The organism is Amycolatopsis sp. NPDC104775, assembly GCF_055583325.1.
Genome location: NZ_JBVJOE010000007.1, coordinates 52590 through 72939 on the forward strand (window position 1 = coordinate 52590; position 20350 = coordinate 72939).

Genomic DNA, 20350 nt, shown 5'->3' on the forward strand with positions numbered 1-20350 from the left:
GGAGCTTGACCAGGCCGGGTCGCGGCCGAAAGAATGCGGGCACATCTCGGCCCCGCTCGGGCTCGCTGGCTTCGGGAGTTGCTCATGGCCGAACGGATCTGTCCCGCCTCGCACGAACAGGAACGGATCTGGTTCGCCGGCCAATTCGAGCCGAATTCCCCCGCTTATCACATCTCCGCGGCAATGCCGTTGCCGCCGGTCGCCTTGCCGCCGGAAAAAATCGAAGAACTGCTCGCGGCCGTCGCCGCCCGGCACGAAGCCCTGCGCACTTCGCTGTCCGCCGACGAGCACGGCGTGCTGCACCAGACGGTCCACGACGAGGTCGTGCTCGACATCGAGCACGTCGATCTGCGCGGGCACGACGAGGCCGAGGCCACGGCTCGCGAGCTGCTGCGCGAGCTGAGCCTGCGACCGCTCCCCCTGCATCGTGCGCCGCTGTGGCGCGCGGTCTGCGCGCGGCTGACCGACGAGAACTACTGGCTGCTGTTCGTGGTGCATCACGCGGTGTTCGACGCGACGTCGAGTGTGCTGCTGCAGTCCGAATTGGACGAACTGTGCGCGGCGTCGGCGGCCGGGCGACCGGCGGAGCTGCCCGAACTGGCCGAGCAGTACGCCGATTATTCGGCGCGCCAGCGGTCCGCCGGCGGCGACCGGGAGCGTCGGCTGGCCTACTGGCGCGAACAGCTCGCCGAGCTGCCGCCGGAGAATCTGTCCACGGATCTGCCCCGGCCCGCGGCGCCTGGTCACGAGGCCGCGGCGGTGCCGTTCCGCTTGCCGGAGGGGTTCCTCGACCGCGTGACGGCGGTCGGGCGCGAGTTGCGCGCGACGGCGTTCATGGTGCTGCTGGCCGCGCATCACGTCCTGCTGGCGCGGATGTCCGGCACGGCGGACGTGGCCGTCGCGGTGCCGGTCTCCAGTCGTGACCGGCGGACGCAGTCGGTGATCGGGATGTTCATCGACACGGTGATCGTGCGAGTCGCGCTTCCCGCCGGATCGACCTTCGCCGAAGCGGTCGCGCGAGTGCGGGACGCGTTGTTCGACGGGTTGCGGCACACGGGAATCTCGTTCCGGGAGATCGCCGAGGAGTTCAGCGCCGACGGGGCGGCCCAGTTCGGAAGACTGTCCCGGATCGCGTTCAACTTCGTGCCGTCGTCCGGGCACGAGTCGATCCACAACGGGTGGGCCCGCGCCGATCTGGCCCTTGAGCTGTCCACTGTGGACGGCTGGCTGCTGTACCGGACGGATCTGTTCCGCCGGAGCAGTGCCGAGGCGCTGACCCGGCGGTATCTCGGTTTGCTCGCCGCCGCGCTGGACGCGCCGGGCACCCGGCTGCGCGACCTTCCGCTGCACACCGACGCGGAGCTGAAGGAAGTGCTGGCCTGGAGCACGGGCGAACCGACGACCGCGCCGGAATCGCTGTCCGATCTGCTCGCCCGCCACGCCGAGAACGCGCCGCACCGCACGGCGGTGGAGGCCGCGGACGCCACGTTGACCTACGCCGAACTGCACGAACGGGTCGAGCACCTGGCCGGGGTGCTGACCGCGCGCGGGATCGGCCCGGAGCGGGTCGTCGGGATCGTCGCGCCGCGCTCGGCCGCCTACCTGACCGCCGTGCTGGCCGTGTTCCGGGCCGGAGCGGCGTTCGCGCCGATAGACGCCGCCACGCCGCCCGAGCGGATCGCGACCTTGCTGGCGAATACCACGGCGACCTTGGCCACGTCGTCCACAGTGGACCTGCTGCCACCGGGCAGCGACCCCGTCGTGCTGGACGCGCTGGACGATCTGCCGACCGCGCCAGTGGACTGTCCGGCGTTTCCGGACAACGCCGCCTACCTGCTGCACACCTCGGGGTCGACCGGCGAGCCGAAGGGCGTGGTGGTCGCGCGCGGGTCGTGGGCGCGGCTGGCGGCCACCTGGGCCGGGCGGCTGGGGCTGACCGGCGAATCCCGGGTCGCGCAGCTCGCCTCGGCGGCCTTCGACGCTTCCGTGGCCGAGATCGGGGCCGCGGTGGTCGCGGGCGCGACGCTGGTAATTCCCGAGGCGCCGACGGCCGGTGAAGACCTGGCGCGCTGGCTCGACGATCGGGCGGTCACCGAGCTTCTGCTCACCCCGACGGTCCTCGGCAGTCTCCCAGAAGGATCGCTGCGCAGCGTCCGGACGGTCTTCGTCGGCAGCGAGGCGTGCCCGACCGACCTTGCGGCGCGGTGGCACGCGGACGGCCGCCGGGTGGTCAACGCCTACGGGCCGACCGAGGCGACAGTCAGCGCGACGCTCTGGGATTTCCAGCCCGGCGCCGAGACACCGTCCGCGCCGATCGGCCGCCCGCACCGGGGCGCCCAGGCGTATGTGCTGGACGCGGCGCTGAAACCGGTGCCGCCGGGCGTGACCGGGGAGCTGTACCTCGCGGGATCCGGCGTCGCCCGGGGGTATCTGGGCCGCGCGGGGTTGTCGGCGGAGCGGTTCGTGGCCTGTCCGTTCGGGCCTGCGGGCGCGCGGATGTACCGCAGCGGCGATCTCGCGCGATGGGGCCGCGACGGGCTGCTGGAATTTCGGGGCCGCGCCGACGACCAGGTCAAGGTCAACGGGATCCGGGTCGAGCCCGGCGAGATCGAGGCCGCACTGACGGCGCGGCCGGATGTCGGGCACGCCGTCGTCGTGCTCCGCGAGGGACGGCTTGTCGGGTACGTGACGGGGTCCATTGTAGACACTGATGCGGTGCTCGCGGACCTCGCGCGCCGCCTGCCGAGCGCTCTGGTGCCGGGTGCGCTGGTCGTGGTGGAGTCGATTCCGTTCACGCGCAACGGAAAACTCGACCGGAGCGCGTTGCCCGCGCCCGTCGTTCGCACCGCTTCCCGCGCAGGCGCGGTGTCCGGCACGGTCGGGGTGATCTGCCGGTTGTTCGCCGACGTGCTCGGGGTGGCCGAGGCCGGGCCGGAGGACAGCTTTTTCGCGCTGGGCGGGGACAGCATGTCCTCGATCCGGCTAGTGAATCGCGCCCGGGAAGCGGGACTGGCGTTCACGCCGCGGGACGTGTTCCGTCGGCGGACCCCGGCCCGGATCGCCGCCGCGATGGCCGAGACACCCCAACAAGGACCGTCCCGTACCAGTTCCCGGCCGGAGGAACGGACGCTCGCCACCGTGTTCGCCGAAACTGCCCGGCGGCATCCGGAGGCCGCGGCACTCGACGACGGGACCACGATGCTGACCTACGCCGCGCTGGCCGAGCAGGCCGCGGCGCTGGCCGAGCGTCTGCGCGGCCACAGAGTCGGTGCGGGCGACCGGGTCGGCGTGCGGGTTCCGTCTGGCACGGCTGAGCTGTACGTGGCGATCCTCGGCGTGCTCACCGCCGGGGCGGCCTACGTGCCGGTGGACGCCGACGATCCGGACGAGCGGGTCGAACAGGTCTTCGCCGAGTCCTCGGTCAGCGCGGTGGTGCGGCGGGGAGGCCGGATCGAGCCGCGCACCGCGGCCGGGGGCCAGGCGGACGGCGAAGCGTGGGTGATTTTCACGTCGGGCTCCACCGGGCGGCCGAAGGGCGTCGCGGTTCCGCACGCCGCCGCGGTGTCCTTTGTGGACAGCGAGGCGCGGTTGTTCTGCGCCGGCCAGCCGCTCGGGCCGGGCGACCGGGTGCTCGCCGGGCTGTCGGTCGCCTTCGACGGGTCCTGCGAGGAGATCTGGCTGGCCTGGCGCAGCGGTGCCTGCCTGGTCCCGGCGGCCCGGGAAGCGGTCGAGGGGCCATGGCTGCGCGAGCGCCGGATCAGCGCGGTTTCGACCGTGCCCGCACTCGCCGCAGCCTGGACGGCCCAAGACCTGGAGTCGGTGCGGCTGCTGATCTTCGGCGGCGAGTCGTGCCCGGCGGAGTTGCTCGACCGGCTGTCCGGGCCGGGCCGCGAGATCTGGAACACCTATGGCCCGACGGAAACCACGGTGGTCGCGACGCTGTGGCGGCACCGGCCCGGGCGTGCGACGACCGCGACGGCTCCGATCGGCCGTCCCCTGCCGGGGTTCGCCGCGCACGTGCTCGACGCGCGATTGCGTCCGGTGGAGCCGGGCGAGACCGGCGAGCTGTACCTGACCGGGCCGGGGCTCGCCCGGGGCTACCTCGGCCGTCCGGGGATGTCGGCGGAGCGTTTCCTGGCCTGCCCGTCCGGCGGGCGGATGTACCGGACCGGGGACCTGGTCCGCGAGGACGACGACGGCATTCTGCACTTCTGCGGGCGTGCCGACGAGCAGGTCAAGATCCACGGGGTGCGGATCGAGCCGGGCGAGGTCGAGGCGGCCCTGCGCGCCGATCCGGCGATCGCTCGCGCGGTGGTGGCCGTGCGGGAGGACGAGCCCGGCAGGCGGCGTCTCGTCGGCTACGTCGTGCCCGCGTCCACTGTGGACGTCGAGGCCGTCCTGGCCAGGCTCGCGGCAACGCTGCCCGGTGCGTTCGTCCCGGCCGACCTCGTTGTCCTGGACGAGATCCCGACCACCCGCAACGGCAAAACCGACCTCGCCGCCTTACCAGCTCCAACCCGATCCGCGACGGCGACCACGCGCGCGACGACCCCGGCCGAGCAGGTGCTCTGCCAGGTGTTCGCCGACGTGCTCGGGCTCAACACGGTCGGGGTCGACGACAGCTTCTTCGCACTCGGCGGGGACAGCCTGCTGGCGATCACCCTGGTCGGCCGGGCGCAGGCGAAGGGCATTCGCTTCACGCCGCACGAACTGTTCCTGCGCCGCACCCCAGCCCGGCTCGCGCGGCTGGCCGGCGACCGCCGTACACCCGCCGATTTCCCGCTGGCGCAACTGAACCAGGCCGAGGTGGACGGCCTGCTCCGCGACTACCCGGGCCTGACCGACATTGTGGCGCTGACCCCGCTGCAAGAGGGCCTGGTCTTCCACGGCAGTTACACCGACGAGAACTACCGCGTGCAATTGGCGCTCGACCTGGACGGAGACCTCGATCCGGACCGGCTGCACGCCGCGCTCGACACGCTGGTCCGCCGCTACCCGAACCTCGGCGCGGCGTTCCCGGCCACCCGCGACGGCCGCCTCGTGCAGGTGCTCCCGGAGCACTGCCCGCCGCAATGGCGCGTGGTGGAGGTTTCCGAGGCGGAAAGGATCTCTGCCGAGGAACTGCGGGCCCCGCTGGACCTTGCCCGGCCACCGCTGCTGCGCGCCGCGCTGCTGAGGCTCGGCGAAGGACGGTCGCGGCTGCTCCTGACTCTGCACCACGTGCTGCTGGACGGCTGGTCGACGCCGATCGTCATCCGCGAACTGCTCGCGCTCGCCCAAGGCGCGCAGCTGCCGCCCGCCGCCGACCATCGCGATTACCTGCGCTGGCTGGCGGAACAGGATCACGCGGTCTCGGCCAAAGCGTGGGCGCAGGCGTTGCGGGATCTCGACGGCCCGACTCTCCTCGCCCCGGAACGGCTGCGGGCGAGTACTGCTCAGCCGGAACAGGTCACCGCCCGGCTGCGAGCGGACGTCTTCGACGCTCTCCGGGAGCGGCTGCGCGGGCTCGACCAGACGCTCAACGCCGCGGTGCAGTCGGCGTGGGCGGTGCTGCTCGGCAGGCTCACCGGCAAGACCGACGTCGTGTTCGGCACGACGGTTTCCGGGCGCCCGCCGGAGCTGGAGCACGCGGACCGCATGGTCGGCCTGCTGATCAACACGATCCCGGTGCGGGTCCGGTGTTCGCCGCACGAGCCGCTGGCCGGGCTGCTGCGCCAGGTCCAGGACCAGCAGGCGGACCTGCTGGAGCACCAGCATCTCGGTCTCGCCGACATCCAGCGCGCGGCCGGGCACGGGGTGCTGTTCGACACCGCGACCGTCGTCGAAACCTATCCGGACATGGGCGGACTCGGCCGCAGCGGCGAGCTGGCGGTCACCGGGTTCGGCAGGCAGGAGTCGACGCATTACTCGCTCTACCTCTACGTGATTCCCGGCCGGGAGCTGACCGTCGAACTCGCTTACCGGCCGGACGTGCTCAGCGCGGACACCGCGGCGGAGATCGCCGAGAGCTTCGTCCGCCTCCTGACCGCGATCGCCGAGCAGCCCGCGCGACCGGCCGGGACGATCCGGCTGCTGACCGACGACCGTGCCCAGGCCTTGCTCGCCACGGGCATTGGAAATCCCTCGCCCGGGCCGTCGTTCGACCCGATCTTGGTCCCGGACACCGACCGGATCGCCGTGCGCGACGCGCGGGGGAACCTCACTTACCGCGAACTCGATGCGGCGGCGAACCGGTTGGCGCACCTGCTGATCGAGCACGACGCAGGTCCAGAAAGGACAGTGGCGGTCGCGATCCCGCCGTCCGCGGAATACCTGACCGCGCTGCTCGCGATCACTCGCGCAGGCGCGGCCGCACTCCCCCTCGACCTGAACCATCCGCCGCAGCGCCGCCAGTTCATGGTGGAAGACGCCCGCCCGCTGCTAACCCTCGGAACCGCCACGACGCTCGCCGGAATACCCGGCCCGCACCTCGTTCTGCCGGACACGATCGAACATCCCGACACGCGCCCGGTCGAGCGCGCGACGCCGCAACATCCGGCGTTCCTCTTCTACACCTCAGGCTCTACCGGCACGCCGAAGGCAGTCGTCACCACCCGGGCCGCGGTGGCGAATGCCGTCGCCGCCTTCGTGACCGGCTACCGCCTCGACGCGGACGCCCGGATGGCGCACACCACCTCGGCCGCGTTTGACATCTCGGTCGCGGAACTGTTCGCGCCGCTGGCCGCGGGAGCGACCGTCGTGATCCCGGACCCCAGCGTCCCGCGCGCCGGGGCCGGGCTCGGCGATTGGCTGCGCGAAGCGGAGGTCAGCCACGCCCAGCTGGTGCCGACGGTGCTGGGCACGATCCCGCCCGAGGCGGCGGACGGGCTGACCACGGTGATCGTTGGCGGCGAGGCGTGCCCCGGCGAACTGGTGCAGCGATGGAGCGAAGGCCGCGCGATGGTCAACGCCTACGGTCCGACCGAGGCGACGATCTGGGCGACGCTCTGGGATTGCGAACCCGGCCCAGCCGTCGCCGCGATCGGGCGGCCGATGCCGGGGGTGCGCGTCCTCGTCCTGGATTCGGCGCTGCGTCCACTTCCGCCGGGCATCACCGGCGAGCTGTACCTGGCCGGAGACTGCCTGGCCCGCGGTTACGGCGGCCAGCCAGCGCTGACCGCCGAGCGCTTCACGGCTTGTCCTTACGGCCCGCCGGGCGCGCGGATGTACCGGACCGGCGACCTGGCACATTGGGATTCCGGCGGCACGCTGCACTACGACGGCCGCACGGACGGCCAGTTGAAGGTCAACGGCGTGCGGGTGGAGCCCGGCGAGATCGAAGCGGCCCTCCTGGCGCATCCCGGCGTCGACCAGGCTGTGGTGGTTGCCGTCGAGAAGCGCCTGATCGCTTATGTGGTGCCCGAAATCGACACCGCGGACGTTCGGGAGCAACTCGCCCGGGTGTTGCCGCAGGCCGTCGTACCAGGGGCGATCGTCTCGCTCGCCGAGTTGCCCCGGCTGGCCAACGGAAAGGTCGACCGCGCCGCGCTCCCTCGCCCGGCCCGGGCGGAGTCTCGTCGCCCGGCCGATGCCCGCGAGGCGACGCTGTGCCGGATCTTCGGAGAGGTGCTCGGCACGACCGGCGTCGGCGCGGACGACGGATTCCTGGACCTCGGCGGCGACAGCATTTCCGCGATCCAGCTGGTGACCCGGGCACAGGCCGCCGGTCTCGGGTTCACGCTGCGCGACGTGTTCCGGCACGGCAGTCCCGCTGGACTCGCCGCGGTGGCGGAAGTCCAGGCCGGTGCAGAGCCGGGCGGCGCTTCCGTGCCGCTGACGCCGGTGATGCACTGGCTGGCCGAGACCGGCGGCGACATCGACCGGTTCAGCCAGTCCGCGTTCGTGCACACCCCGGCCGGGCTGACCGAGGCCCGGCTGGCGCAGGCGCTCGACCAGGTCCTCGCGCGGCACGACATGTTGCGGATGCGGTGGACGCGAGGGGCCATCGACCTCCAGCCGAGCGCGGAGAACTGCCTGCGCCGGGTCGACGTCACCGGCCCGGACGCCGAAGCACTGGTGCGGGCGGAGGCCGCGGCGGCCGGGGCTTCGCTCGCACCGGAGCGGGGCGTGATCGTCCGCGCGGTCTGGTTCGACGCCGGGCTCGCCCGCCGCGGCCAGCTGCTGCTCGTCGTGCACCACCTGGCGGTCGACATTGTGTCCTGGCCGATCCTGCTGTCGGATCTCGCCGCTGCCTGCGAAGCCCCGGGTACGCCGTTGCCGCCCGTGCCGACCTCGTTCCAGACCTGGGCCATGCGGCTGCGGGAGGAAGCCCGGTCCTCGCGCCGGGTCGCGGAACTGCCGTATTGGACCTCGGTCGTGACGGGGACCGGCCCGGCGATCATCACCGGGAGCCTCGACCGGGACCGCGACACCTTCGGCACGGCGACGCATCACACCGTGTCGCTCTCGGCGGACACCACCCGTGCCGTGCTCGGCCCGGTGTGCGCGGCTTTCCACGCCTCGGCGGAGGACGTCCTGCTCACCGCGCTGGCGGTCGCGGTCGCCGACTGGCGGGAACGGAAAGGCCTGCCGCGCACCGCCTTCCGGGTCGACGTGGAGGGTCACGGCCGGGCGGACCTCGACGCCGCGATCGACCTGACGCGCACGGTCGGCTGGTTCACCAGCATGCGCCCGGTGCGGCTGGACCCCGGCCCGCTCCAGTGGGACGACCTCTGGTCCGGCGGCGCGGACGCGGGCGCGTGCCTGCGGCGGGTCAAGGAGCAGGTTCGCTCCGCGCCCGGCCAAGGCCTCGGCTACGGGCTGCTGCGCTACCTCAACCCGGACACCGCGGCCGCGCTCGCCGCCGCCCCGGCGGCCCAGATCGCGTTCAACTACCTGGGCCGGTTCACGCCGTCCGCCGAGGCGGATTGGGCCCCGGTGACCGGCTACAGCGCGCTGACCGCCGAGGTGATCACCGGCGGATCCGGCAACCGGCAGCCGCTCGGGCATCCGCTGCTCGTCGACGCCCACGTGACCGAAGGCCCGGACGGCCCCGTGCTCGGCGCCACCTGGACCTGCGCCCCGGCCCTGCTGTCCGAAAAGGACGTTCAGGACCTCGCGGCGAGCTGGACCCGGGCGGTGACCGCGTTGGCGGACCACGCCCGGATTCCCGGCGCGGGCGGGCACACGCCGTCGGACTTCCCGCTGACTCCGCTGCGGCAGTCCGATGTGGACCGGATCGCCGCGGAATACCCGGGATTCGCCGACATTCTCCCGCTGACGCCTCTGCAACGGGGTTTCGTCTTCCGCGCCAAGCTGGACGGCACCGATCTTTACCGCATGCAGCTCAGCCTCGATCTCACCGGCGAAGTTGACGCATCCCGGCTGCGGGCGGCGCTGACCTCGGTGCTGGAACGGCAACCCCAGCTGCGCGCCGCGTTCCCGACGGTCAGCTCGGGCGAGCCGGTCGCGGTGATTCCCGCCTTGACCGGGCCAGAGTGGGCCGAGGCGGAGGTGCCCGACGAGCGCGCGGCAGAAGCACTCGCCGAGGCGGAGGCGGCCCGGCCGTTCGACCTGGCCACACCGCCGTTGATGCGGGCTTTGCTGGTGCGGTTCCCCGGACGGAACCGGCTGGTTCTGACCTATCACCACGTCCTGCTGGACGGCTGGTCGATCCCGCTGCTGCTGGACGAACTTCGCCGCGGGTACGCCGGAAACCCCCGGGTCTCGGTGGCGGAGCTGCGCGACTACTTCGACTGGCTCGGCGAACGGGACCGCGAGGCGGCGGTCCGGGCGTGGCAAGCTTCCCTCGACGGCCTCACCGGGCCGACGCTGGTCGCCGACCGGCGTGCTGCCGCCGATCCGGTCGAGATCACGACTTCACTGTCCACTGAGGACTATGCCAGGTTGTCGGCGCGGCTGCGGCAGCTCGGCGTCACGCTCAACACGGCCGTCCAGGGTGCGTGGGCGATCCTGCTGAGCGAGCACACCGGCCGCACGGACGTCGTGTTCGGCACCACTGTGTCCGGACGGCCGCCGACGCTTCCCGCGGCGAACGAGCTGATCGGCCTGTTGATCAACACGCTCCCGGTGCGCGTGCGGCTGGCCGCGGACGAGCCGCTCGCCGAGTTTTTGCGACGGCTCCAGCGCGAGCAGGCGGATCTCTTCGAGCACCAGTACCTCGACCTCGCGGAGATCCAGCGCCTGGCCGGGCACGGCGAGCTGTTCGACACCGCCACGGTGGTGGAGAACTACGCCGGTGCCCGGGAACTCCGCGACGCTGACGCCCTTTTCACCGCAGTGCACGGCCGGGAATCGACGCACTATCCGCTCGACCTGACCGTCCGTCCCGGCGCGGAACTCGGTGTCCGGCTGGCTTACCGGCCCGACGTCGTCACCGCCGAGACGGCGAACGAGCTGGCCGCGCGCTTCCGTCAACTTCTGCTGACGGTGGCGGCCGACCCCGAGCGCATCCTGCGGCCGACGCCGACCCTCGCGGAGTGGTTCGGCCGGATCGCCGCCCGGCACGCGGACCGGCTCGCGGTCTCGGACGCACAGACCTCCTACACCTACGCGGAGTTCGACGCGGCGGCCAACCGGCTCGCGCACCTGCTGATCGCCCGCGGCGCGGGACCGGAGCGGACCGTCGCGGTCGCGGTGCCGCGCGGAGCCGAGCACGCGCTGGCGATCCTGGCGGTGCTCAAGTCCGGGGCCGCCGTGCTGCCAGTGGACACGGCCTACCCGGCCGAGCGGATCCGGTTCATGCTCGCCGATTCCCGGCCGGTGCTGACCCTCGCGCACCAGGAACGGGACACTCCGCACCTCAACCTCGCCGATCCCCGGACCGCCGGAATCCTTGCCGCGCAGCCGGATACACCGCCGCAAGCCGGGGTACGGCCGCTGAATCCCGCGTTCGTGCTCTACACCTCGGGTTCGACCGGAACCCCGAAGGCGGTGTCCGTCCCGCACGCGGCGGTCGTGAGCATGGCCGCTGCGCAGATCGAGGCGTTCGCGGTCGACGCGGACTCCACGGTTTCCCAGCTGTCGTCACCGAGCTTCGACGCGGCGATTTCCGAACTGTGCACGGCGTTGCTGTCCGGAGCGCATCTGGTGCTGCCCGGCCCGGACGTCATCCTGGAAGGCCCTTCGCTGGCCGAGTGGATCACCGAACACGACGTCACACACGTCCAGCTCGCTCCGGCCGTGCTCGCGACCGTCCCGGCGGACAGTCTTCCACGAGTGCGCACCCTGGTGGTCGGAGGCGAAGCCTGCCCGGGCTCGCTGATCGAAACCTGGTCGCGGAACCGCCGGATGGTGAACACCTACGGCCCGGCCGAGGCTGCCGACACCGTGACGCTGTGGCCCTGCTCCCCCGGTTCCGATCACGCCGTCGCACCGATCGGCCGCCCGATCCGCGACACCGAAGTGTTCGTGCTGGACTCGCGGCTGGCTCCGGTCGCTCCCGGCGCGGTCGGCGAGATCTACGTCGCCGGTCCCGGCCTCGCCCGGGGCTACCTCGGGCGTCCCGGGCTGACCGCGCAGCGGTTCACCGCTTGCCCGTTCGGCCCGCCCGGCACGCGGATGTACCGCACCGGCGACCTGGGCCGCTGGGACGCGGACGGCCTGCTGCACTACGAGGGACGGGTCGACGACCAGGTCAAGGTCAACGGGATCCGGATCGAACCGGGCGAGGTCGAGGCGGCGCTGACCGGGCACCCGGACGTCGGGCAGGCCGTGGTCGTGCCGGACGGCGGGCGGCTGATCGGCTACCTCGTGCCCGCGCCCGGAACCGCGGTCGATCCAGCCGCCGTACGGGCCGGGCTGGCGGCGCGGCTGCCGGCCCACCTGGTGCCGTCCGCGCTGCTGGTGATGGCGCAGATTCCTCGTACCGCCAACGGGAAAATCGACCGTTCGGCACTGCCCAAGCCCGCCGTCGCCCGGCAGGCACCGGCCCCGGTGAGCCGGGCTCCGCGCACCCCGCACGAGCGGATGCTGTGCGAGGTCTTCGCCGACACTCTCGACCGGCCGGCAGTCGGCGTCGACGAGGATTTCCTCGCCCTGGGCGGGCATTCCCTGCTGGCGATGCGGGCGGTTTCCCGGATCCGGGATCTGCTCGGCGTCGAACTGGCCGTCCGCGAACTGTTCGACCACCCGACCGCGGCCGGGCTCGCCGCGCGGGTCGAGCAGGCCCGGCCCGCCATGACAGCACCGCTGGTACGGCAACCGCTTCCGGCGCGAATCCCGTTGTCGCACAGTCAGTTCCGGTTCTGGGCCCGAGACCAGCTGCACGGGCCGACAGCCACCACCGTGCTCCCGCTGGCCCTGCGGCTGCCGGAACTGGACGAGAATGCGATGACCGCCGCACTGACCGACCTCGTCGCGCGCCACGAATCGCTGCGGACGGTCTACGACGTGCACGAAGGCCAGCCGTACCAACGCATCCTGGCCCCTGCTCCGCCGCGAGTCCGGCGGCGCACCGCGACCGCTGCCGACCTCGACCGGGTGCTGTCGGAGGCGGCGGCCGAACCGTTCGACCTCACGCGGGAACCGCCGCTGCACGCGTACCTGGTCACCGGCGCGGAGCCGGTTCTGCTGCTGGTGCTTCCGCATGTCGCCGCGGACGGCTGGTCGCTCGACGTGCTGTCCCGCGACTTCCGGCAGGCCTACTCCGCCCGGTGCGCCGGGACCGCGCCCGCGTGGCCGCCGCTTCCGGTGCGGTACGCGGATTACGTGGTCTGGCAACGCGATCTGCTCCCGGAGGCCCAGCTCGCCCACTGGCGGTCCACGCTCGCCGGACTGCCCGCCGGGATCCCGCTTCCCGCCGACCGGCCGCGCCCGGCCGTCCGGACCGGCCGGGGCGGGACCGTGCTCGGCCGGTTCGACGCGCGCCTGCGCGAGGGCCTGACCGCGGTGGCCAGAGAATGCCGGGCAAGCCTGTTCATGGTGCTGCACGCGGGCCTCGCCGCCCTGCTCACCGGCCTCAGCGGGGCCACGGACCTCCCGCTGGGCACGCCGATCGCCGGACGCCCGCGTCCCGAACTGGACGACCTCGTCGGATGTTTCGCCGACTGCCTGGTGCTGCGCACGAGCACCGCCGGCGACCCGTCGTTCCGGGAGCTGGTGGCCCGGGTGCGCGAGGTCGACCTGACCGCTTACGCCAACCAGGACGTCCCGTTCGACCGGCTGGTGGCCGAGCTTGGCGCGCGGACGCCGGACCGGCATCCGCTGTTCCAGATCCAGCTGGCGCTGCAGGACCTTCCCGTCGGCGCGGACCGGGACGGCGAGCGGCCGGTCGCCGTCGGCACCGATTCCCACGACCACGACCTGTACCTGGAATTTCAGGAGGCCCGGAACGAACTGGACGCCTACCTGCACTACTCGGGCGACCTGTTCGACCGCGCCACCGCCGCCAGGCTGCTCGACCAGCTGCGGGCGCTGCTCGCCGCGGCCGTCGACGCTCCCGACGCGCCGCTGTCCCGGCTGGGGTCGTGATGGCGCATCTGTGCATGGTGAACCTCCCGTCCTACGGCCACGTGCTGCCGAGCCTGGAGGTGATCCGGGAACTCGTCGCCCGCGGTCACCGGGTGAGCTATGCCAACGATTCCGCCTTCGCCGACGTGATCACCGGCACGGGCGCGGACTTCGTGCCGTACCGGTCCGCCCTGGTGTCCTATTTGGACGGACGCGAGGAGTGGCCGTCCGACGAGATCGCGCACCGTGACCTGTTCCTCGACGACGCCATCGCGATGACCCCGCAACTGCGGGAGGCGTTCGAGCGGGACCGTCCCGATCTCGTCCTCTACGACCAGGGCGTCGGCGCCGTGCGCGTGCTGGCCGAGCACTGGCGCGTGCCGCACGTGATGTTCTCGCCGAACACCGTTCCTGACCGCAGCGACGAGGAACTCCTCCGCGAATTCGAGGAACGACGGCGCGATCCACGCTTCTCCGGCCACTACGAGCGATGGGCGGAATGGTTGTGCGCCAACGGAATCCCCTCCGGCTACCTGGGCCGTCCGGCGCGCGAGCTGGCACTGATCCCGCGGATGCTGCAACCGAACCCCGACCGGGTGGATCCCCGCCGGACCACGTTCGTCGGCCCCTGCTTCGGTTCCCGCTCGACAGGTCCCGGATGGCAGCCTCCCGCCGGGACGGAGCGAGTACTGCTCGTTTCGCTGGGATCGACGTTCACCGGCAAACCGGACGTCTACCGCGAGTGCGTCGCGGCGTTCGGCGACTTGCCGGGGTGGCATGTGGTGCTCCAGATCGGCAAACACGTCGATCCGGCCGCGCTCGGCGCCGTGCCGGGCAGCATCGAGGTGCGGGACTGGGTGCCGCAGCTGGCGGTGCTGGAGAAGGCCGCCGCGTTCGTCACCCACGGCGGGATGGGCGGATGCGTCGAGGGGTTGTTCCACGGCGTGCCGATGATCGCCGTCCCGCAGGATCCGCATACTGACCAGCCGGACAACGCCGACGCACTGGTCCGGCTGGGCGTCGGGAAGAGGATCGACCCGGACGAGGCGAGCGCGGAGGTGCTGCGGGAGAGCTTGCTGGAGCTGACCGGGACACCGGAGGTCATGGCCCGGCTTAAGGCGGTCCGCACGGAACTGCTGGCGGAGGGCGGGACTGGGCGGGCCGCGGACCTGATCGAGGCGGAGCTGGCGGGTTCAGGCTGACGGCACGCGCCGCCGCTGCGCTACCCCGCGAACCGGTAACCCACTCCGCGAACCGTCTCGATCAAGGTCTGTTCCCGCAGTTTGCGCCGCAGCTGACGGACCACGACCTCCAAAACGTTGGAGTCCGGATCCGCCATCTTGTCCCACGCGTGCTCGATCAGCTCGCGGCGCGGCACCGGAGCCCCGGCCGCGGCCATCAGCCGTTCCAGGACCAGGAATTCCTTGGGAGCCAAGGTGAGCAGCACGCCCGCGCGGCGCACCTCGCGCGTGCCCGCGTCGAGTTCCACGTCGCCGCGGCGCAGCACGGCCGGGCGGATCCGCGGCGCCGGGCTCAGCCGGCACAGGCTGCGGACGCGCGCGACCAGTTCCGCCATCTCGAACGGTTTGACGAGGTAGTCGGCCCCTAGGCGCAGGCCTTCGACCCGGTCGGCGGTGCTGTCGCGCGCGGTGAGGAACAGCACCGGAGCCAGCCAGCCGGACTGGCGCCGTCCCCACACGTAGCGAAGGGAGTCACCCGAGGGAAGCATGCGGTCGAAGACCACGCAGTCGTAGGCGTTGACGAAGAGCGCTTCGTCGGCGAACGGCAGATCGGGCGCCGTGTCCACGGCGAATCCGGCGCCGCGCAGCGAAACGTCGAGAGCTGTCCGCACATTGTCATCGTCTTCGACCACCAGCACCCGCACGAAGCCCAGGTTAGCGGGCCACCGCCGCCTCGACGTCGGCGATGCTCAGGCTCCGCAGCTCGTCTCGCGTCGGCACCCGGCCGAGCAGCCGCAACCGCTGGGACTGCGACTTCCGCACGCTCTCGAACAAGCGCCGCGCGTCACGGGCGTTGCCGAAATTCTCGTCGCTCGCGATCCGCGCGAAGTGCTCCACCAGCACCGGTTCCGCGGCGCGGTCGAGTTCGTAGTCCTGGCTCCCGGCCATCCGCCCGATGATGCCGAGCAGTTCGCCGGGCGTGTAGTTCTCGAACTCGATCGTCTTGCCGAACCGCGACGCGAGGCCGGGGTTGGCGGCCAGGAACCCGGTCATCTCCTTCGTGTACCCGGCCACGATCACCGCGACCTCGTCCCGGTGGTCCTCCATCAGCTTGACCAGGGTGTCGATCGCCTCCTGGCCGAAGTCGCCGCCCGCCGAACCCGCCCGCGAGAGCGTGTAGGCCTCGTCGATGAACAGCACCCCGCCCCGCGCCTCTTCGAAGATCATCGCGGTCTTTTCCGCGGTGTGCCCGATGTACTGGCCCACGAGATCGCGCCGCGCCACCTCCCGGAACTGGCCGTGCGGCAGCACCCCCAGCGCTTTCAGCAGCCGCCCGTACAGCCGGGCCACGGTCGTTTTCCCGGTGCCGGGCGCGCCGGCGAAGATCAGGTGGTGGCTCGCGCCGCCGACCGGCAGTCCCGCGTTCCGCCGCCATTCGTTGACCTGCAGCTCGTCCACCAGCGAACGCACCTCGGCCTTGACCCGAGGCAGCCCGACCATCGTGTCGAGTTCGGTCAGCAGCTCGTCCGGTGCCCCGCCGCCGGGACCGGCTGGCCCGGTCGCCTCGACTACGACCGGATTCGCCCCTTCGGCAACGGAAATGCCCGGCTCCGCGGTGTTGTCCACCCGGCACTCTTCGACCGTACCGCCGCATCCAGCCGCGAACGCGATGCCGACGCCGCGCGCATCGCGGACGGTGCACTGCCGCAGCACCGGCGCGCTGTGCTGGGCGACCGCGACACCGTCCGAGCCGGTCCGCGAGATCTCGCAGTTTTCCAGCACCGGGCGGCCGTATTGGTAGACGTACACCCCGCGCAGCCCGCAGCCGGTCACGGTGCAGCCGCGCAGCACCGGCGCGGCCCCCATGCCGATCACGACGCCGTCGCCGGTCACTTCCTCGACCACGGTGTCCACGAGCCGTCCCGGGCTGCCTTCGATCACCACGCCCTGCTCGACCGCTTTGAGCGAGCAGCCGGTCAGCTCGAACTCCGCAGTCCCCTCGATCCGCACCGCGGGCCCGCGCCCGCCGGTGATCGTGCAACGGCGCACGACCAGCTCCACGTTCTCCGCCGACAGCGCGGACGACTCTCCGGCGTGCAGCTCGATCCCGCGCAGCGTCAGGGATCCGCCGACCGCGCGCAGCACCGGATGATCCGCTCCGGCGCCGTCGACGATCACCCGCGCCCCGGACTCCGCCGCCAGCGTCACGTGCAGGCCGGACAGGGCGAGCACTTCGCGGTACCGGCCCTCGGCGACGGTGATCTCGGCGTGGTCCGGGGCGGCGGCGAGCGCGTCGCCGATCGTCGGGTACGCGCCGGGCCGGTCGGCGACCAGGAGGCGGCGCGCGTTCGCGGTCGCCATCAGCCCGCCTCGGCCATCAACCAGCCGCGGCCGGCGGCCTTCGCCCCGGCCTGGAACCGGCTGCGCGCGCCGAGCCGGTTCATGATGTCGGCGACCATCCGCCGGACCGTGCGCACGGAGACGTCCAGCCGGGCCGCGGCGGATTCGTCGGTGCTGCCGGAGCACAGCAGGGTCAGCAGATCGCGTTCGCGGCGGGTGAGTCCCGCACCGGCGTCCCGGTCGTCGAGGCCGGTCGGGATCAGCGGCACGGCCTCGGGCCAGATCCGGTCGAACAGCCCCGCCGTCGCGGCGACGACGCCGGGCAGCCGGAACACCGCGACCGACGAGGTGCCTTGCCCAGTCCGGTCGTCCGGCAGCACTGCCGCCGCCCGGTCGACGATCAGCGCGTCGGTCGGCACGCTGTCCACGGTCCGCACGTCCGCACCGGCGAGCGCCAGGCCGCCGAGCGCACCGGACAGCCGCGCCGAATCGGGGCACAGCACGCGGTAGCGCACACCGGGCCGCAGCGTGGCCTGGCCGAGCCGGCGCACCGCGTCCGCCGGACCTGTCCCGGCGGTGGCGCACATGATCAGCACCTCGTTCGCGGCGGACGCCAGCAGCCCGTCGATCCCGGCCGGCCGCGGCGCGGAACCGCCGCCCGCGACCAGGCTGAGCTTCGCGCCCGGGCCCGGCTGCCGTTCCCGCAGCACCTTCCGCTGCGCGGCGACGAGCTCCGGTCCCGGTTCCCAGCCGAGTTCGCGGGCCAGGAGCTTCCGCGCATGCTCGAACGCAGCCAGCGCCTCGGCCGGACGACCGGCCTGCTGTAGGGCGAGCACGAGCCGCGCCCACCCGCTTTCGCAGAGCGGATCGCGGTCGGCGACCTCGCGCAGCAGCGCGACCGCGTCCGTCGCGCGATCCGAGGCGAGGTACGCGTCGGCGAGCAGGCATTGGAGCTCGGTGCGGCGTTCTTCCCATTTCGCCGCGGCGGCCCGCGCGCCGTCGAACTCGAGCCCCTCGAACGGCTCTCCCCGCCACTGCCCCAGCGCGGCCGACAGCTGCTCCGCCGCGGCGTCGTACTCCGCGCCGGCCAGCGCCGCACGCCCGGATTCCGCCAGCGTTTCGACCAGTTCGGTGTCGAGTTCGCCCGGCAGCACGGTGATCCGGTAGCCGCCCGGCCGGCTTTCCAGCCGCTCCCCCACGCTTTGCCGCAGCTGCCACACGTAGCTGCGCAGGTTGCGCAGCGCGGAGGCGGGCGCGGCCTGTTCATGCCAGATTCCGCCGATCAGCTGATCGACTCGGACCCAGGCGTTAGCGTGCAGGAGCAACAGAGCCAGCAGCGCGCCCGGCTTCGTCGCCCTCAGCTCGATGCGGGTGCCGCTCGACGGGCGGGCCTCGAGCGGACCGAGTAGTTGGAACTGCATGCGCTAACTTTCCATCGGGACACCTGAGGTTTGGATGACAACGGTGATGGTCGTCGAAGACGACGAGAACATGCGGGTCGCGGTCGCCGCGCAGCTGCGCGCGGCCGGGCTCGGCGTGCACGTCTGCGGGGACCTCGCCGGCGCCGGGAGAGCGCTCGGCGCGCACGGGTACGACTGCGCGGTGTTCGACCGGATGCTGCCCGACGGCGATTCCCTCGGCTACGTCGACGCGCTCCGCCGCCAGGGCTGGCACACGCCGGTGCTGTTCCTCACCGCGCGCGACTCGCCCGCCGACCGCGTCGCCGGGTTCGAGCACGGCGCGGACGACTACCTGGTGAAGCCGTTCGCGATGGCCGAGCTGACCCAGCGGGTGCTGAACCTGTGCCGGCGCAGCGGTTCCGACCGGCCCTCGGTGCTGCGCCACGCCGACCTCGTGATGGACTGCGCGCGCCGCGAGGTCCGCCGGGCCGACGTGCTGCTCACTTTGTCGAACAAGGAGTTCGCCGTGCTCGAGTACCTGCTCGTCCGGTCCGGGCAGGCGGTGAGCCGGGCCGAGCTGCTCGACCACTGCTGGGACGCGGCGGCGGAGGAGATGGGGGACAAGTCCAATCCGGTCGACGCGGTCGTGAAGCGGCTGCGGCGGAAGCTGCGGGAGCCGGAGCTGATCCACGCCGTGCGCGGTCTCGGCTACCGGTTCGGCTCCCGGTGAACGGCTCGGCCGCCGACCGGCTGCGCCGGCTCCGCTGGGTCCTCACCGCCCTGTTCACCACGATGAACGCGGTCGGGCTGATCGTGCTCGCCTGGATCGTCGTCAACGAGGACGCCGACCGGGGCACCGCCGAGGTCACCGCGAGCCTCGACCGCGTCACGTCGTCGGTCAGCAGGCTGGTCGGCTACGACGGCGGCGTGGTCAGCTTCGCGCTCGTCACCAGCGACGAGCTGAACAACCGCTGCCCCCAGTTCGCGATCCTGCCCGGCGGAGCCCAGACCTTCCGGCCGCACGTTTCCGGCCACGCCTGCGTGCCGATGGACCTCGGCGTGCTCAACGGGCTCGCCGCCGACGCGATCGGCACCGGCGGCACCGTCGAGGGCCGCCAGCAGAGCACCGACGGCCGGCCGGTCCTGGTGCGCGCGCAGCCGTTGCTGAACCCGTCCGGGAAGTACCTCGGGGCCGTCGTCGCGGTCGCCGACCTGAGCGGCACGCAGTCGGCGCACACCCGGTTCGTGCTGCTCGTGGTCGGCGGCTGCGTGCTGCTGATCGCCGTGCTCGGCTTCGCCGGGCACCTGCTGTCCGGCCGGTCGATCCGGCCCGCCGCGGCGGCGTTGCAGGAACAGGAAGTGCTGCTCGCGGAGACCGCGCACGACCTGCGCAGCCCGGTCGCCGCGCTGCGCGCGCTGGCCGAAACCGCCCAGGCGCACCCGGAACAGCGCGCCGCGCTGCTGCCGAGGACGGTGCAGCTGGCGTCCGACATGGGCAGCATCATCGACAGCCTGCTGGTCCGGGCCCGGCTCGCGGCGGGCGTCGAACAGCTGAACCTGCAACCGGTGTGGCTGGACCAGCTGGTCACCGACATCGCCGAGAGCGCGCACACCGGAGGCGCGCAGGTCACCGTGACCGCGGCCCCGACGAAAGTGAACGCCGACCCGACCCTGATCCGCCGCGCGGTCGGCAACCTGCTGGACAACGCCGTCCGCTACGGCAGACAGCCGGGCGCGGAAGCGATCGTGCACATCACCGTCTACGGCGGCACGGTCACCGTCGCCGACCACGGCCCCGGCATCGACCCTTCGACCGCCGCGGACGCGTTCGACCGGTTCAGCAGCACTGGCGGCTCCTCCGGCCTCGGGCTTTCGATCGTCCGGTGGGTGGCGCAGGCCCACGGGGGCGTGCTCTCGGTGTACAACGCCGACGAGGGCGGGGCGATCTTCGAACTCCGCTTCCCGCAGGCGGCCTAACAG

Annotated in this window: 7 protein-coding genes; 4 read left to right on the forward strand and 3 right to left on the reverse strand. The window is 72.5% G+C overall.

Features of this window, described 5'->3' with window-relative positions; translation table 11 throughout:
- Positions 1–84 precede the first annotated feature (84 nt).
- Positions 85–13470 carry an amino acid adenylation domain-containing protein gene (locus tag ACZ63D_RS28820; RefSeq protein WP_465357493.1) on the forward strand — a complete coding sequence of 4462 codons (13386 nt, stop codon included), beginning with the start codon at positions 85–87 and terminating at the stop codon, positions 13468–13470.
- Complete coding sequence (locus ACZ63D_RS28825) at positions 13470–14651, forward strand: macrolide family glycosyltransferase (protein ID WP_465357494.1); 1182 nt, start codon at positions 13470–13472, stop codon at positions 14649–14651. The genes ACZ63D_RS28820 and ACZ63D_RS28825 overlap by 1 nt, the downstream gene beginning before the upstream one ends.
- A gap of 20 nt (positions 14652–14671) precedes the next feature.
- On the opposite strand, the gene ACZ63D_RS28830 is transcribed toward ACZ63D_RS28825, so the two are convergent.
- Genes ACZ63D_RS28830 through ACZ63D_RS28840 form a run of 3 tightly spaced genes read right to left on the reverse strand, consistent with a single transcriptional unit; the run spans position 14672 to position 18391 of the window.
- On the reverse strand, positions 14672–15334 hold the full coding sequence (locus ACZ63D_RS28830; RefSeq protein WP_465357495.1) for a response regulator transcription factor: 663 nt from the start codon (positions 15332–15334) through the stop codon (positions 14672–14674).
- 10 nt (positions 15335–15344) lie between these two features.
- Positions 15345–16991, reverse strand: coding sequence for a right-handed parallel beta-helix repeat-containing protein (locus ACZ63D_RS28835; RefSeq protein WP_465357496.1), 1647 nt, complete (start codon positions 16989–16991; stop codon positions 15345–15347).
- A complete protein-coding gene (locus ACZ63D_RS28840) occupies positions 16991–18391 on the reverse strand; it encodes a BTAD domain-containing putative transcriptional regulator (protein WP_465357497.1) in 1401 nt (466 codons plus the stop codon). Before ACZ63D_RS28840 ends, ACZ63D_RS28835 begins: the two co-directional genes overlap by 1 nt.
- 34 nt (positions 18392–18425) lie before the next feature.
- Here ACZ63D_RS28840 and ACZ63D_RS28845 point away from each other — a divergent pair, with 34 nt between their 5' ends.
- Together ACZ63D_RS28845 and ACZ63D_RS28850 are read left to right on the forward strand one after the other, a co-directional pair.
- Entirely contained in the window at positions 18426–19100 is a 675-nt protein-coding gene (locus ACZ63D_RS28845; RefSeq protein ID WP_465357498.1) for a response regulator transcription factor, read from the forward strand.
- Positions 19097–20347: a sensor histidine kinase gene (locus ACZ63D_RS28850; RefSeq protein ID WP_465357499.1), complete on the forward strand. Its 1251-nt coding sequence runs from the start codon at positions 19097–19099 to the stop codon at positions 20345–20347. Before ACZ63D_RS28845 ends, ACZ63D_RS28850 begins: the two co-directional genes overlap by 4 nt.
- The last annotated feature ends 3 nt before the right edge of the window (positions 20348–20350 follow it).